The following is a 16,383-nucleotide window of genomic DNA, read 5'->3' as shown; positions in this document are numbered from 1 at the left end:
GAAGAGGGCAGGAGTTGGTCCGGTGAATCAAAAATGGTCGACATCATCAACTTCTTTTCATATAGAAGAAAAGAATTGGTTTGAACGATATAAGCAATTAAGTAAAGACGAGCCACATCATGTTTTATTAGAAAGTGGACGTAATGGCACATATAGCATTATCGGATTACGTCCTTTTGCTATTATAAGTGGCAAAGGAAATACATTAACCATTGAACAAGATGGGAAAATAAGAACTAAACAAGGCGAACTATTGCCATTAATGAAAGAAGAGCTTGCACCATATCAAACGAATTATCTTGAAGGATTACCACCTTTTCAAGGGGGAGCAATCGGATATTTAAGCTACGACATTGTGCGTGAGTTTGAAAAGCTTCCTATAGAGGCCGAGGATGATTTGAAAATTCCTGAACTGTATTTTATGCTGTTTCATGAAGTTTTTGTGTACGAACATCAAGCGGAAAAAATGTGGGTGATCGTAACAGGTAAGGAAGAGGAGAAAGCAAAGTTACAAGAGCGGGTGGCCTTTTACGAAGAGGAGTGGCAGAAGCTTGGTTCGTTTCGTCCATGGGTCATGACGGGCGATTTAACAAAGGATAGACCAGTAAGTTCGTCGTTAAATGAAGAGAACTTTGCTGAAGCAGTGGAGAAAATAAAAGCATATATTGCAGCGGGTGACGTATTCCAAGTGAATTTATCGGTCAGACATGATCAAGAGATGGTCACAGAACCGATGCACGTATATAATGTACTTAGAGAAATTAATCCATCCCCATATATGTCTTATTTTCAAACGCCCGATTTTCAGTTTGTTAGTGCATCTCCAGAGTTGCTTGTTAAAAAGCATAATCAGGAAATAAGTACAAGACCGATTGCTGGTACTCGTTCTAGAGGAAAAGATGAGGAAGAGGATCAAAGATTAGTAAATGAATTATTAGCGAATGAAAAGGAAAGAGCCGAGCATGTAATGTTAGTCGATTTGGAACGGAATGACTTAGGTCGAGTTTCAGAATATGGGAGTGTGGAAGTGAATGAGCTTTTAGTGATCGAAAAGTATTCCCATGTGATGCATTTAGTTTCCAATGTTCGCGGGAAATTAAGAGAAGGACATGATCTTTATGAAGTGATTAGAGCGACGTTTCCGGGCGGGACGATCACGGGTGCTCCGAAGATTAGAACGATGGAAATCATTGAAGAACTTGAGCCGGTTCGCCGGGCGGTCTATACGGGCTCGATTGGCTGGATCGGATTTAACGATGAAATGGAATTGAATATTACGATTCGAACAATTGTTTGTAAAGATAATAAAGCGTATATCCAAGCAGGTGCTGGAATTGTTATTGATTCTAATCCTGTCTTTGAATATAAAGAATCACTAAAAAAAGCGAAAGCCTTATGGCGAGCGCTAGAGTTGAGCGAAGCAGAGTTAAGAGAAAAAAAAGTACAGATGAGCTGAGGAGGAAAAAAGATGATTTTAATGATTGATAACTATGATTCTTTTACGTACAATTTGGTCCAGTATTTAGGGGAAATGGGTGAGGAGCTCATAGTCAAACGGAATGACCAAATAACGATAGCGGAGATTGAGGAACTTGCACCAGACTACTTAATGATTTCGCCTGGTCCTTGTAGTCCGAATGAGGCCGGGATTAGTATGGAGGCAATTCGATATTTTGCGGGGCGCATTCCGATTTTTGGTGTGTGTTTAGGTCATCAATCGATTGCTCAAGTGTTTGGGGGCGATGTGATTAGAGCCGAGCGTTTAATGCACGGGAAGACATCCGAAGTGACTCATAACGGAAAAACCGTATTTACAGATATTCCAAGTCCGTTTGTTGCGACACGTTATCATTCGTTAATTGTCAAAAAAGAAACCTTACCTGATTGTTTTGAAGTGACGGCCGAAACGGCGGAAGGAGAGATCATGGCGATTCGCCATAAGGAGCTCGCTGTAGAGGGTGTTCAATTTCACCCGGAGTCGATTATGACGAATGAAGGCAAGCGATTATTAAAGAACTTCCTTGAAGCCTATCCAAAGGAGTCTCAATCATGTACATCTATTTAAATGACCAAATTATTGACTCCAAGGAAGCAAAGATTTCTGTGTTTGATCACGGTTATCTTTACGGAGTCGGATTATTTGAGACATTTGCCATCTATGATGGTCATCCATTTTTATTGGATGACCATTTTCTCCGTTTACAAGAAGGGTTAAAACATATAGGCATTGACTGGTTTATGGAAAAGGAAGAGGCTGTTAGCATTCTGCAACAATTATTAAAGGCGAATCGATTAAAAGATGCTTATGTGCGGTGGAATGTGTCAGCTGGTCCGCAAGAAGTTGGGCTTTTTACAGGCGTATATAAGGAGCCGACTTTAACAGTATTGGTAAAACCTTTGCCAGCAAAAAGAGCAACACCAAAAAAAGTAGAGATTTTATCGCTTAGAAGAAATACACCTGAGGGAAGATTTCGTTTAAAGTCGCATCATTACTTAAATAACCTTTTAGCGAAAAGAGAAATGGCTCATAATAGCCCTGATGTTGAAGGGGTTTTTCTAACGGAAGAAGGTTATGTGGCCGAGGGGCTAGTGTCGAATCTTTTTTGGGTAAAGGATGGACAAGTATACACACCAACTGTTGAGACAGGCATATTAAACGGGGTAACGCGGCAATTTGTGATAACATTGTTAAGAAAAGCAAACATTAAAGTTAAAGAAGGCTTTTATCAATTACATGAGCTAGAAGCAGCAGATGAAATCTTTATGACGAATTCAATTCAGGAACTTGTACCATTGAATTTAGAGTTTAACAAAATAGATGACTCTCTCGTGTTTGAACTGCTCGAGCGGGAATACCAATTAAGCAAACAAAAGAAGCTGTGGAGTCGTTATGAGCTGTAAGGGGTGTGAGGAAATTTGGATACTTTATTAAAAAGGAATCGTTCGTTATTAGCGGAAGACCGAACATATGTGATGGGAATATTAAATGCGACACCAGATTCTTTTTCTGATGGCGGTAAATACAATGGGATTGAACGAGCGGTAGCAAGAGCAAAACAACTGGTCTCAGAAGGGGCCGATATGTTAGACATCGGTGGTGAATCGACACGACCTGGTTTTGAATATGTGGAGATTGAAGAGGAAATTAAGCGCGTCGTCCCTGTTATTAAAGCCGTAGCTGCTGAAGTCGATGTGCCCATTTCGATTGATACTTATAAATCAGAAGTAGCTAAGGCGGCATTAGAAGCAGGGGCATCCGTTATTAATGATATATGGGGAGCTAAAAAAGACCCAAAAATGGCTGAGTTAGCGGTCCAATATAATGTTCCGATTATTCTTATGCATAACCGGGAAGATGGTATATACCAGGAACTTATTTTAGATATGATAAAAGATTTACAAGAAAGTATTGATATTTGTTTGCAAGCGGGTGTACCAAAAGAACATATTATTCTTGATCCGGGCATTGGTTTTGCCAAAACATATGAGGAGAATTTGAAGACGATGCGTCACCTTAGTGAGTTCGTAGCGATGGGCTATCCTGTCTTATTAGGAACATCAAAAAAGTCACTCATCGCCCAAACCTTAAACTTACCCGTTGACGAAAGAATGGAAGGGACAGGAGCTACTGTCTGCTATGGGGTGGCACAAGGTTGTCAAATTGTAAGAGTGCATGATGTGAAAGAAATGATGAGAATGACCAAAATGATGGATGCGATGCTTGCAAAAGGAGATGCTCGAATTGGATAAAATCTATTTAAATGAATTATCGTTTTATGGATACCATGGGGTCTTTAAAGAAGAGCAAGTGCTCGGACAACGGTTTCAAGTCGACCTTATTTTAGAATTAGATTTAAAAAAAGCAGGCGAAGAAGATGACTTAGAATTATCGATTAATTATGCGGATGCTTATAACATAGTAAAAGAAGTTGTGGAGGGGAAACCATATAAGTTGGTAGAAGCAGTCGCTGAAAATATTGCCCAGTCTTTATTAGCGGTCTTTTCGCACCTTCACTCTTGTACAGTGAAAGTGATTAAACCAGATCCACCGATTCCTGGACACTACAAATCAGTCGCCATTGAAATTATGAGGGAGCGTGAAAATGGATAATAAAGTTTTGCTTGCTCTTGGTTCTAATATTGGCAATAGACAAGAGTATCTAAAACAGGCTCTTGCTTTACTTCAGGAGCACACGCATATTCAACTAAACAATCAATCACCTATTTATGAAACTGAGCCAGTTGGTTATGTCGATCAACAGCCTTTTTTGAATATGGTCGTCGAAATTTCAACGAGTTTAGAGCCATTGAAATTATTGGAAGTAACTCAGTCGATAGAATTAGAGTGTGGACGCAAGCGTGATGTGAGGTGGGGACCCCGAACATTGGATCTTGACATTCTACTATATGATGAAGAGAATATGGAAGTGGAGAACTTATCAATTCCTCACCCTAGAATGTTTGAACGTGCATTTGTTATGATACCATTATCTGATTTGCAACCTGATCGTATTATATGTAATCAACAAAAAACGGTGGGAGAGATTGCTCAATCTTTACCTGATAAAGAGGGTGTTAAGCGTTGGATTCCGAACTTTTAGGAAGAAAAATACGAGCCTTTCGTAAGTTGAAGGGGTATACACAAAAAAGCTTCGCAAAAGAATTAGGTATATCTGTCTCTGTTCTTGGTGAAATTGAAAGAGGAAACCGTGTTCCAGATGATTATTTGATAGAACGTATTGTTGTGACGTTAAATATAACAGAAGAAGATATAAAGATTGATTCATGATGGAGGTGAATCTATTATGTTAAAAATCGGCGATATTGAAATGAAAAACCAAGTCGTACTAGCTCCAATGGCGGGCGTATGTAATCCGGCCTTTCGTCTGATTGCCAAGGAGTTCGGTGCTGGATTAGTATGTGCGGAAATGGTTAGTGATAAAGCGATTTTGCATAAAAATGCGAGATCATTAAGTATGTTATATGTAGACGAGCGTGAAAAACCATTAAGTTTACAAATCTTTGGTGGTGAAAAAGAAACATTAGTAGAAGCAGCAAAATTTGTAGATGAAAATACGAATGCTGACATTATCGATATTAATATGGGCTGTCCTGTACCTAAAATTACAAAATGTGATGCAGGTGCGAGGTGGTTACTTGACCCAAATAAAATATATGAAATGGTTGCGGCAACCGTTGATGCGGTTAAAAAGCCCGTAACGGTTAAAATGAGAATTGGTTGGGACGAGGATCATATTTTTGCGGTTGAAAATGCTCGTGCAGTTGAGCGTGCAGGAGGGAGTGCGGTTGCCGTTCATGGCCGTACCCGTGTTCAAATGTACGAAGGAGTAGCGGATTGGAATATTATTAAAGAAGTAAAAGACGCCATTAATATTCCTGTCATCGGTAATGGGGATGTAAAAACACCACAAGATGCTCGTCGTATGCTTGATGAAGTTGGAGTGGATGGGGTAATGATTGGTCGTGCGGCACTCGGGAACCCTTGGATGTTATACCGTACGATTCAGTATTTGGAAAAGGGTGTATTGCACCCAGAGCCAGGAGCCCGTGAGAAGATCGATGTTTGTATGTTGCACCTAGATCGTCTGATTGATTTAAAAGGTGAGTCAGTAGCGGTTCGAGAAATGAGAAAACATGCAGCGTGGTATTTAAAAGGGCTTAAAGGAAGCGGAAGAGTACGGGACAAAATCAATCAATTTGAAACAAGAGATCATGTAGCCGAGACGTTATATGCTTTTGTTGAAGAGGTTGAAGAACAAATGGCTCAGCAAGAAATGAGTGCTGTTTGACTTTTTCTGTAGACTTCACTATAATCCGTGTGAGATCATTAGACTGCTGGTATCAACTAGCAGTCTTTCTACATAGCAGTGGCAAATGCTATTGAATATATAGAAGGTGTATAACTTTTTTCATATTGAGCAATAGTGTTTTTAATAAAGTATTTTAGTAGTAAGTATGTGAGTTAAAAGAGGAGATGAAGAGTCGTGAGTCAAGAACTGGAATTAAATGATCAATTGAAAGTACGTAGAGAGAAATTAAGACAACTTGAAGAGCAAGGGCTTGAACCATTTGGTGGGAAGTTTGAGCGTACACATACAGCCGTTGAAATGGCTAATCAATTCTCAGAAAAAACAAAAGAAGAGCTAGAAGAAGAATCGCATGAAGTGATCTTAGCTGGTCGTGTAATGACTAAGCGAGGAAAAGGAAAGGCAGGATTTGCTCATATTCAAGATTTAACGGGCCAAATCCAAATCTATGTACGAAAAGATGCAATTGGTGAAGAACAATACGCGATCTTCAATACAATTGATATTGGTGATATTGTTGGAATTAAAGGTGCTGCTTTTAAAACTAAAGTAGGTGAGCTGTCGATTAAAGTGACCAACTTTGATTTATTATCTAAATCATTGCGTCCACTTCCAGATAAATTCCACGGTTTAAAGGATGTTGAACAGCGCTATCGTCAACGATATGTAGATTTAATTGTCAACCCTCATGTGCGTGAGACGTTTATTTTAAGAAGTAAAATTTTACAATCTATGCGCCGATATTTAGATGGAGAAGGCTTCTTAGAGGTGGAGACACCAACGATGCACTCCATTGCTGGTGGAGCATCTGCCCGTCCGTTTATGACTCATCATAATGCATTAGATATGCAGCTGTATATGCGTATCGCGATTGAGCTTCATTTAAAACGTTTAATTGTAGGGGGATTGGAAAAGGTGTATGAGATTGGTCGTGTCTTCCGAAATGAAGGTGTATCAACTCGTCATAACCCTGAATTTACGATGATTGAACTTTACGAAGCGTATGCAGATTATAAAGACATTATGCGATTAACGGAAAATGTGATTGCTCATATTGCCGAAGAGGTTCTTGGAATGACAACGGTGACTTATGGTGAATATCAAATTGACTTAAAACCAGAATGGAAAAGAGTTCATATGGTTGATGCAGTTAAGGAAGCATCGGGTGTTGACTTCTGGCAAGAAATGAGCGACGAGGAAGCTAGAGCCTTAGCGAAAAAACATGGGGTACATGTAAAAGAAACGATGACTTATGGTCATGTTGTTAATGAATTCTTTGAGCATTTTGTTGAGGAGAATTTAATTCAACCAACTTTTATTTATGGACATCCAGTCGCGATTTCTCCATTAGCGAAGAAAAATCTTGAAGATCCACGTTTTACGGATCGCTTTGAGTTGTTTATTGTGGGCCGTGAGCATGCCAATGCTTTCTCAGAATTAAATGACCCAATTGATCAAAGACAACGTTTTGAGCAACAATTAGTAGAACGTGAACAAGGTGATGATGAAGCCCATATGATGGATGAAGACTTTGTTGAAGCGTTAGAGTATGGCATGCCTCCAACGGGTGGCTTAGGGATCGGTATCGACCGTCTTGTTATGCTTTTAACTAACTCACCGTCGATTCGAGACGTTCTTCTATTCCCGCAAATGCGCGGAAAAGACGTAACGGAATAAATTTAATGCAATTGAAAGAGGGTACTGTCCCATAAGGTCATGAGAATGACCTTATGAGGGCGGTCTTTTTTTGCTTTCTAATGAGAAAGAAGAGTCACGCAGGAAATTTTTTTGCTCTAAAGCAAAAAGAAAAGTGAAACTTAGCGGACGGGATAGGGACGACTTCAATAGGAAGGATAGAATAGACTGAAATCCACGGGTCAGCTAGTTAGTTAAGTGCCCACCTTTCCTCTTGCTTTATTGGATAGAAAGAGGGGGGGCCAAAAGCTATACTTATGATCTTGTGGGCCGCTACTTTTTTATGTTTAGATAGGCACGAGAAGGTGAATGAACAGTAGTGAAGAGCTGATGGATAATTGAACAATTTTTCTTTAGATTAGTTTGGATAATAGGAGCGATAAAAGGAAATTATAATTTTTATGAGAAACAAGGCTAGTCTTAAGGGCTAAAAAGAGTTAATATAGATAACATGGATTTCTTATGTTCAGTACAATTTATCACTAGATGGTTTCCGATTTCATTTTGAAAAATGTTTTCTAAATAAGTAGTGAATGGTATCTTGACTGTCGTTTGATATATTCCGTTTTGATAGAGTAACGTCGAGATAAAACTTTTTTCGATTTTTATGTAAAAAGGTATTGATCCTATCTAATAATAATGGTATATTATTTCTTGTCGCTAAAACGAAAACAACTTAGTTAAAAAATAAAATTAAAAAAGTTGTTGACGAGAGTGATTGAGAAATGTTAAGATAATCAAGTCGCTATTAAAGCGAAACGAGTTCTTTGAAAACTGAACAAAAGCCAAGCGAATTAAAGAGATACAAGGTATCTCGTCAATGTTAGTCATTGAGAAATCAATGCGAAATGGAACTTCAGTGAAAGCTGAAGCTAGCCAGCAAAAATGAGCGAATCAGCTTATCCTTTAACGGAGAGTTTGATCCTGGCTCAGGACGAACGCTGGCGGCGTGCCTAATACATGCAAGTCGAGCGAATCAAAGGGAGCTTGCTCCCAGAGGTTAGCGGCGGACGGGTGAGTAACACGTGGGCAACCTGCCCTGTAGACTGGGATAACATCGAGAAATCGGTGCTAATACCGGATAATCAAAGGAATCACATGGTTTCTTTGTAAAAGATGGCTCCGGCTATCACTACGGGATGGGCCCGCGGCGCATTAGCTAGTTGGTAAGGTAATGGCTTACCAAGGCGACGATGCGTAGCCGACCTGAGAGGGTGATCGGCCACACTGGGACTGAGACACGGCCCAGACTCCTACGGGAGGCAGCAGTAGGGAATCTTCCGCAATGGACGAAAGTCTGACGGAGCAACGCCGCGTGAGTGATGAAGGTTTTCGGATCGTAAAGCTCTGTTGTTAGGGAAGAACAAGTGCCGTTCGAATAGGTCGGCACCTTGACGGTACCTAACCAGAAAGCCACGGCTAACTACGTGCCAGCAGCCGCGGTAATACGTAGGTGGCAAGCGTTGTCCGGAATTATTGGGCGTAAAGCGCGCGCAGGCGGTCTTTTAAGTCTGATGTGAAATATCGGGGCTCAACCCCGAGGGGTCATTGGAAACTGGGAGACTTGAGTACAGAAGAGGAGAGTGGAATTCCACGTGTAGCGGTGAAATGCGTAGATATGTGGAGGAACACCAGTGGCGAAGGCGACTCTCTGGTCTGTAACTGACGCTGAGGCGCGAAAGCGTGGGGAGCAAACAGGATTAGATACCCTGGTAGTCCACGCCGTAAACGATGAGTGCTAGGTGTTAGGGGTTTCGATGCCCTTAGTGCCGAAGTTAACACATTAAGCACTCCGCCTGGGGAGTACGGCCGCAAGGCTGAAACTCAAAGGAATTGACGGGGGCCCGCACAAGCAGTGGAGCATGTGGTTTAATTCGAAGCAACGCGAAGAACCTTACCAGGTCTTGACATCCTTTGACCACTCTAGAGATAGAGCTTTCCCCTTCGGGGGACAAAGTGACAGGTGGTGCATGGTTGTCGTCAGCTCGTGTCGTGAGATGTTGGGTTAAGTCCCGCAACGAGCGCAACCCTTGATCTTAGTTGCCAGCATTAAGTTGGGCACTCTAAGGTGACTGCCGGTGACAAACCGGAGGAAGGTGGGGATGACGTCAAATCATCATGCCCCTTATGACCTGGGCTACACACGTGCTACAATGGATGGTACAAAGGGCAGCAAAACCGCGAGGTCGAGCCAATCCCATAAAGCCATTCTCAGTTCGGATTGTAGGCTGCAACTCGCCTACATGAAGCCGGAATTGCTAGTAATCGCGGATCAGCATGCCGCGGTGAATACGTTCCCGGGCCTTGTACACACCGCCCGTCACACCACGAGAGTTTGTAACACCCGAAGTCGGTGGGGTAACCTTTTGGAGCCAGCCGCCTAAGGTGGGACAGATGATTGGGGTGAAGTCGTAACAAGGTAGCCGTATCGGAAGGTGCGGCTGGATCACCTCCTTTCTATGGAGTATTTAACTCTAGTCGAACTTATACATCTTTGATGTGTAAGGCGCTTCGGTCTTTTTGTTCAGTTTTGAAAGAGCTAATCTTTCAAATTTAAAACAGCTAAGACGTTTGAGAATATCGAACATCTAAGTCTGTTGGCAAGAAGCAACAAGGAGTTCGAGGACATGAAATTCTGGAGAATCGGAGCGTGCTTTAGCACGTGAGAATCGGAAGAAGGAAATGGACGAAGAAATCCGCCGTTGATTCGCAGCCAAGTGGTTCTTTGAAAACTAGATAATAAGATAAACATGATTAATTCATCGGAGTCTATAACGATAGACGAACGAGAATGTCAAGAATTCATATCAAACCTTTGATAATACGACCAACGAGATTCGATTCATCGAAAATCGCAAGTCAAATTTGGCCAAAAGCAACGGTAAATTTATTTTTACGTTGATTTGCAACCAAAATGGTTAAGTTAGAAAGGGCGCACGGTGAATGCCTTGGCACTAGGAGCCGAAGAAGGACGCGACGAACGGCGAAACGCCTCGGGGAGCTGTAAGTAAGCTTTGAACCGGGGATATCCGAATGGGGGAACCCACCATCTTTAATAGGATGGTATCCATATCTGAATACATAGGGTATGAGAAGGCAGACCTGGGGAACTGAAACATCTAAGTACCCAGAGGAAGAGAAAGCAAATGCGATTTCCTGAGTAGCGGCGAGCGAAACGGAATCAGCCCAAACCAAGAGGCTTGCCTCTTGGGGTTGTAGGACACTCTATACGGAGTCAAAAAGAAACGAAGTAGGTGAAGCGACCTGGAAAGGTCCGTCGAAGAGGGTAACAACCCCGTAGCCGAAACTTCGTTTCCTCCAGAGTGGATCCTGAGTACGGCGGGACACGTGAAACCCCGTCGGAATCCGGGAGGACCATCTCCCAAGGCTAAATACTCCCTAGTGACCGATAGTGAACCAGTACCGTGAGGGAAAGGTGAAAAGCACCCCGGAAGGGGAGTGAAAGAGATCCTGAAACCGTGTGCCTACAACTAGTTGGAGCCCGTTAATGGGTGACAGCGTGCCTTTTGTAGAATGAACCGGCGAGTTACGATGTCGTGCAAGGTTAAGCTGATAAAGCGGAGCCGTAGCGAAAGCGAGTCTGAATAGGGCGAATGAGTACGCCGTCGTAGACCCGAAACCGTGTGATCTACCCATGTCCAGGGTGAAGTTCAGGTAACACTGAATGGAGGCCCGAACCCACGCATGTTGAAAAATGCGGGGATGAGGTGTGGGTAGGGGTGAAATGCCAATCGAACTCGGAAATAGCTGGTTCTCCCCGAAATAGCTTTAGGGCTAGCCTCGAGGTGAGAGTATTGGAGGTAGAGCACTGATTGGACTAGGGGTCCCCACAGGATTACCGAATTCAGTCAAACTCCGAATGCCAATTACTTATCCTCGGGAGTCAGACTGCGAGTGCTAAGATCCGTAGTCAAGAGGGAAACAGCCCAGACCATCAGCTAAGGTCCCCAAGTATACGTTAAGTGGAAAAGGATGTGGAGTTGCTTAGACAACCAGGATGTTGGCTTAGAAGCAGCCACCATTTAAAGAGTGCGTAATAGCTCACTGGTCGAGTGACTCTGCGCCGAAAATGTACCGGGGCTAAACGTATCACCGAAGCTATGGATTTACACCTTCAGGTGTAAGTGGTAGGGGAGCGTTCTAAATGCAGCGAAGTCAGATCGTGAGGACTGGTGGAGCGTTTAGAAGTGAGAATGCCGGTATGAGTAGCGAAAAGAGGGGTGAGAATCCCCTCCGTCGAAAGCCCAAGGTTTCCTGAGGAAGGCTCGTCCGCTCAGGGTTAGTCGGGACCTAAGCCGAGGCTGAAAAGCGTAGGCGATGGACAACAGGTTGAAATTCCTGTACCACCTCCTCACCGTTTGAGTAATGGGGGGACGCAGAAAGATAGGGTAAGCGCACTGATGGATATGTGCGTCCAAGCAGTTAGGCTGAGAAGTAGGCAAATCCGCTTCTCGCGAAGGCTGAGCTGTGATGGCGAGGGAAATTTAGTACCGAAGTTCCTGATTCTACACTGCCAAGAAAAGCCTCTAGCGAGGTGAGAGGTGCCCGTACCGTAAACCGACACAGGTAGGCGAGAAGAGAATTCTAAGACGCTCGGGAGAACTCTCGTTAAGGAACTCGGCAAAATGACCCCGTAACTTCGGGAGAAGGGGTGCTCTATTAAGGTGAATAGCCTGAGAGAGCCGCAGTGAAAAGATCCAAGCGACTGTTTAGCAAAAACACAGGTCTCTGCGAAGCCGCAAGGCGAAGTATAGGGGCTGACACCTGCCCGGTGCTGGAAGGTTAAGAGGAGGGGTTATCCCTTACGGGAGAAGCTCTGAATTGAAGCCCCAGTAAACGGCGGCCGTAACTATAACGGTCCTAAGGTAGCGAAATTCCTTGTCGGGTAAGTTCCGACCCGCACGAATGGTGTAACGATTTGGATACTGTCTCAACGAGAGACCCGGTGAAATTATAGTACCTGTGAAGATGCAGGTTACCCGCGACAGGACGGAAAGACCCCATGGAGCTTTACTGTAGCTTGATATTGGATGTTGGTACAGTTTGTACAGGATAGGTAGGAGCCTTGGAAGCCGGAGCGCTAGCTTCGGTGGAGGCGTCGGTGGGATACTACCCTGACTGTGCTGACATTCTAACCTCGGACCGTGATCCGGTTCAGGGACAGTGTCAGGTGGGCAGTTTGACTGGGGCGGTCGCCTCCTAAACAGTAACGGAGGCGCCCAAAGGTTCCCTCAGAATGGTTGGAAATCATTCGTAGAGTGCAAAGGCAAAAGGGAGCTTGACTGCGAGACCTACAAGTCGAGCAGGGACGAAAGTCGGGCTTAGTGATCCGGTGGTTCCGCATGGAAGGGCCATCGCTCAACGGATAAAAGCTACCCTGGGGATAACAGGCTTATCTCCCCCAAGAGTCCACATCGACGGGGAGGTTTGGCACCTCGATGTCGGCTCATCGCATCCTGGGGCTGAAGTAGGTCCCAAGGGTTGGGCTGTTCGCCCATTAAAGCGGTACGCGAGCTGGGTTCAGAACGTCGTGAGACAGTTCGGTCCCTATCCGTCGCGGGCGCAGGAAATTTGAGAGGAGCTGTCCTTAGTACGAGAGGACCGGGATGGACACACCGCTGGTGTACCAGTTGTTCCGCCAGGAGCATCGCTGGGTAGCTACGTGTGGAAGGGATAAGTGCTGAAAGCATCTAAGCATGAAGCCCCCCTCAAGATGAGATTTCCCATGGAGTTAATCCAGTAAGACCCCTTAGAGATGATGAGGTTGATAGGTCTGGTGTGGAAGCGTGGCGACACGTGGAGCTGACAGATACTAATCGGTCGAGGACTTATCCATTATTATTCTTGACATCATGTTTTATCGATTATCTAGTTTTGAGAGAATCCTCTCAACAATTCAATAGACATCACGTCTATTTGACGAAGAGACCCTTCATAGGGGATCGGACGTCAAAAGTCTGGTGGCGATAGCGAAGAGGTCACACCCGTTCCCATGCCGAACACGGCCGTTAAGCTCTTCAGCGCCGATGGTAGTTGGGGGCTTCCCCCTGCAAGAGTAGGACGTTGCCAGGCAGATATATTTGGAGGATTAGCTCAGCTGGGAGAGCACCTGCCTTACAAGCAGGGGGTCGGCGGTTCGATCCCGTCATCCTCCACCATTTAATTTTGCCGGCCTAGCTCAATTGGTAGAGCAACTGACTTGTAATCAGTAGGTTGGGGGTTCAAGTCCTCTGGCCGGCATCGTAAGATGAGCCATTAGCTCAGTCGGTAGAGCATCTGACTTTTAATCAGAGGGTCGAAGGTTCAAGTCCTTCATGGCTCACCATTTTACAATTTGCGGGTGTGGCGGAATTGGCAGACGCGCTAGACTTAGGATCTAGTGTCTTATGACGTGGGGGTTCAAGTCCCTTCACCCGCATTTATATACGAGCGGAAGTAGTTCAGTGGTAGAACACCACCTTGCCAAGGTGGGGGTCGCGGGTTCGAATCCCGTCTTCCGCTCCATAGGTTGTCAATAGCCGGGGTGGTGGAATTGGCAGACACACAGGACTTAAAATCCTGCGGTAGGTGACTACCGTGCCGGTTCAAGTCCGGCCCTCGGCACCATTTAAAATATATAAGCGCCCTTAGCTCAGCTGGATAGAGTGTTTGACTACGAATCAAAAGGTCGGGAGTTCGAATCTCTCAGGGCGCGCCATTATATTTTAAAACGAATAAAACGGGAAGTGGCTCAGCTTGGTAGAGCACCTGGTTTGGGACCAGGGGGTCGCAGGTTCAAATCCTGTCTTCCCGACCATCTAAAATGGGGCCTTAGCTCAGCTGGGAGAGCGCCTGCTTTGCACGCAGGAGGTCAGCGGTTCGATCCCGCTAGGCTCCACCAAAAAAAATTAAAAAAGTTGTTGACAAAACAAAGATGATTTTGTTACACTAATCAAGTCGCTATTAAAGCGAAACGAGTTCTTTGAAAACTGAACAAAAGCCAAGCGAATTAAAGAGATACAAGGTATCTCGTCAATGTTAGTCATTGAGAAATCAATGCAAATGGAACTTCAGTGAAAACTGAAGCTAGCCAGCAAAAATGAGCGAATCAGCTTATCCTTTAACGGAGAGTTTGATCCTGGCTCAGGACGAACGCTGGCGGCGTGCCTAATACATGCAAGTCGAGCGAACCAAAGGGAGCTTGCTCCCAGAGGTTAGCGGCGGACGGGTGAGTAACACGTGGGCAACCTGCCCTGTAGACTGGGATAACATCGAGAAATCGGTGCTAATACCGGATAATCAAAGGAATCACATGGTTCTTTTGTAAAAGATGGCTCCGGCTATCACTACGGGATGGGCCCGCGGCGCATTAGCTAGTTGGTAAGGTAATGGCTTACCAAGGCGACGATGCGTAGCCGACCTGAGAGGGTGATCGGCCACACTGGGACTGAGACACGGCCCAGACTCCTACGGGAGGCAGCAGTAGGGAATCTTCCGCAATGGACGAAAGTCTGACGGAGCAACGCCGCGTGAGTGATGAAGGTTTTCGGATCGTAAAGCTCTGTTGTTAGGGAAGAACAAGTGCCGTTCGAATAGGTCGGCACCTTGACGGTACCTAACCAGAAAGCCACGGCTAACTACGTGCCAGCAGCCGCGGTAATACGTAGGTGGCAAGCGTTGTCCGGAATTATTGGGCGTAAAGCGCGCGCAGGCGGTCTTTTAAGTCTGATGTGAAATATCGGGGCTCAACCCCGAGGGGTCATTGGAAACTGGGAGACTTGAGTACAGAAGAGGAGAGTGGAATTCCACGTGTAGCGGTGAAATGCGTAGATATGTGGAGGAACACCAGTGGCGAAGGCGACTCTCTGGTCTGTAACTGACGCTGAGGCGCGAAAGCGTGGGGAGCAAACAGGATTAGATACCCTGGTAGTCCACGCCGTAAACGATGAGTGCTAGGTGTTAGGGGTTTCGATGCCCTTAGTGCCGAAGTTAACACATTAAGCACTCCGCCTGGGGAGTACGGCCGCAAGGCTGAAACTCAAAGGAATTGACGGGGGCCCGCACAAGCAGTGGAGCATGTGGTTTAATTCGAAGCAACGCGAAGAACCTTACCAGGTCTTGACATCCTTTGACCACTCTAGAGATAGAGCTTTCCCCTTCGGGGGACAAAGTGACAGGTGGTGCATGGTTGTCGTCAGCTCGTGTCGTGAGATGTTGGGTTAAGTCCCGCAACGAGCGCAACCCTTGATCTTAGTTGCCAGCATTAAGTTGGGCACTCTAAGGTGACTGCCGGTGACAAACCGGAGGAAGGTGGGGATGACGTCAAATCATCATGCCCCTTATGACCTGGGCTACACACGTGCTACAATGGATGGTACAAAGGGCAGCAAAACCGCGAGGTCGAGCCAATCCCATAAAGCCATTCTCAGTTCGGATTGTAGGCTGCAACTCGCCTACATGAAGCCGGAATTGCTAGTAATCGCGGATCAGCATGCCGCGGTGAATACGTTCCCGGGCCTTGTACACACCGCCCGTCACACCACGAGAGTTTGTAACACCCGAAGTCGGTGGGGTAACCTTTTGGAGCCAGCCGCCTAAGGTGGGACAGATGATTGGGGTGAAGTCGTAACAAGGTAGCCGTATCGGAAGGTGCGGCTGGATCACCTCCTTTCTATGGAGTATTTAACTCTAGTCGAACTTATACATCTTTGATGTGTAAGGCGCTTCGGTCTTTTTGTTCAGTTTTGAAAGAGCTAATCTTTCAAATTTAAAACAGCTAAGACGTTTGAGAATATCGAACATCTAAGTCTGTTGGCAAGAAGCAACAAGGAGTTCGAGGACATGAAATTCTGGAGAATCG

Annotated in this window: 9 protein-coding genes, 9 tRNA genes and 4 rRNA genes; all 22 read left to right on the top strand. The window is 45.0% G+C overall.

Annotation, left to right across the window (positions count from 1 at the left end):
- The first annotated feature begins 22 nt into the window (after positions 1-22).
- Positions 23-1,456: an anthranilate synthase component I family protein gene (locus AA0017_RS18885; protein ID WP_413376954.1), complete on the top strand. Its 1,434-nt coding sequence runs from the start codon at positions 23-25 to the stop codon at positions 1,454-1,456.
- A gap of 12 nt (positions 1,457-1,468) precedes the next feature.
- Positions 1,469-2,065: an aminodeoxychorismate/anthranilate synthase component II gene (pabA, locus tag AA0017_RS18880; RefSeq protein WP_413376952.1), complete on the top strand. Its 597-nt coding sequence runs from the start codon at positions 1,469-1,471 to the stop codon at positions 2,063-2,065.
- Positions 2,050-2,901 carry an aminodeoxychorismate lyase gene (gene pabC, locus AA0017_RS18875; RefSeq protein WP_413376950.1) on the top strand — a complete coding sequence of 284 codons (852 nt, stop codon included), beginning with the start codon at positions 2,050-2,052 and terminating at the stop codon, positions 2,899-2,901. The genes pabA and pabC overlap by 16 nt, the downstream gene beginning before the upstream one ends.
- Positions 2,902-2,973: 72 nt before the next feature.
- On the top strand, positions 2,974-3,750 hold the full coding sequence (gene folP / locus AA0017_RS18870) for a dihydropteroate synthase (protein ID WP_413382717.1): 777 nt from the start codon (positions 2,974-2,976) through the stop codon (positions 3,748-3,750).
- Positions 3,743-4,111 (top strand): dihydroneopterin aldolase, encoded by a 369-nt coding sequence (gene folB, locus AA0017_RS18865; protein ID WP_413376948.1) that lies wholly within the window; start codon positions 3,743-3,745, stop codon positions 4,109-4,111. The genes folP and folB overlap by 8 nt, the downstream gene beginning before the upstream one ends.
- Positions 4,104-4,601, top strand: a complete 498-nt coding sequence (folK, locus tag AA0017_RS18860) for a 2-amino-4-hydroxy-6-hydroxymethyldihydropteridine diphosphokinase (RefSeq protein WP_413376946.1) — start codon at positions 4,104-4,106, stop codon at positions 4,599-4,601. The genes folB and folK overlap by 8 nt, the downstream gene beginning before the upstream one ends.
- Positions 4,583-4,789 carry a helix-turn-helix transcriptional regulator gene (locus AA0017_RS18855; RefSeq protein ID WP_413376944.1) on the top strand — a complete coding sequence of 69 codons (207 nt, stop codon included), beginning with the start codon at positions 4,583-4,585 and terminating at the stop codon, positions 4,787-4,789. Before folK ends, AA0017_RS18855 begins: the two co-directional genes overlap by 19 nt.
- A 16-nt stretch (positions 4,790-4,805) precedes the next feature.
- Entirely contained in the window at positions 4,806-5,810 is a 1,005-nt protein-coding gene (gene dusB / locus AA0017_RS18850; protein ID WP_413376942.1) for a tRNA dihydrouridine synthase DusB, read from the top strand.
- Between the two features lie 195 nt (positions 5,811-6,005).
- Complete coding sequence (gene lysS, locus AA0017_RS18845; protein WP_413376940.1) at positions 6,006-7,505, top strand: lysine--tRNA ligase; 1,500 nt, start codon at positions 6,006-6,008, stop codon at positions 7,503-7,505.
- Positions 7,506-8,429: 924 nt separating this feature from the next.
- Positions 8,430-9,980, top strand: a 16S ribosomal RNA gene (locus tag AA0017_RS18840).
- A gap of 459 nt (positions 9,981-10,439) precedes the next feature.
- Positions 10,440-13,380 (top strand): 23S ribosomal RNA (locus tag AA0017_RS18835).
- A gap of 120 nt (positions 13,381-13,500) precedes the next feature.
- A 5S ribosomal RNA gene (rrf, locus tag AA0017_RS18830) occupies positions 13,501-13,616 on the top strand.
- A 10-nt stretch (positions 13,617-13,626) separates the two neighbouring features.
- Positions 13,627-13,702: transfer RNA gene (locus AA0017_RS18825), tRNA-Val, on the top strand.
- Between the two features lie 9 nt (positions 13,703-13,711).
- Positions 13,712-13,784: transfer RNA gene (locus AA0017_RS18820), tRNA-Thr, on the top strand.
- 9 nt (positions 13,785-13,793) lie between these two features.
- Positions 13,794-13,869: transfer RNA gene (locus AA0017_RS18815), tRNA-Lys, on the top strand.
- An 11-nt stretch (positions 13,870-13,880) separates the two neighbouring features.
- Positions 13,881-13,962, top strand: a tRNA-Leu gene (locus AA0017_RS18810).
- Positions 13,963-13,973: 11 nt separating this feature from the next.
- Positions 13,974-14,048: transfer RNA gene (locus AA0017_RS18805), tRNA-Gly, on the top strand.
- A gap of 13 nt (positions 14,049-14,061) precedes the next feature.
- Positions 14,062-14,150: transfer RNA gene (locus AA0017_RS18800), tRNA-Leu, on the top strand.
- A gap of 14 nt (positions 14,151-14,164) precedes the next feature.
- Positions 14,165-14,241, top strand: a tRNA-Arg gene (locus AA0017_RS18795).
- Between the two features lie 22 nt (positions 14,242-14,263).
- Positions 14,264-14,340 (top strand) — tRNA-Pro (locus tag AA0017_RS18790).
- Positions 14,341-14,348: 8 nt separating this feature from the next.
- Positions 14,349-14,424 (top strand) — tRNA-Ala (locus tag AA0017_RS18785).
- A 219-nt stretch (positions 14,425-14,643) separates the two neighbouring features.
- Positions 14,644-16,194: ribosomal RNA gene (locus AA0017_RS18780) — 16S ribosomal RNA — on the top strand.
- Together the 16S, 23S and 5S rRNA genes with 9 tRNA genes alongside form the textbook arrangement of a ribosomal RNA operon.
- Positions 16,195-16,383: the final 189 nt, after the last annotated feature.

The organism is Alkalihalobacillus phoenicis, from assembly GCF_047302405.1.
Classification (GTDB): Bacteria; Bacillota; Bacilli; order Bacillales; family Bacillaceae_D; genus Alkalihalobacillus.
Note: the sequence above shows the minus strand (reverse complement) of the source record. Positions and strands in the feature narration are given on the sequence as shown.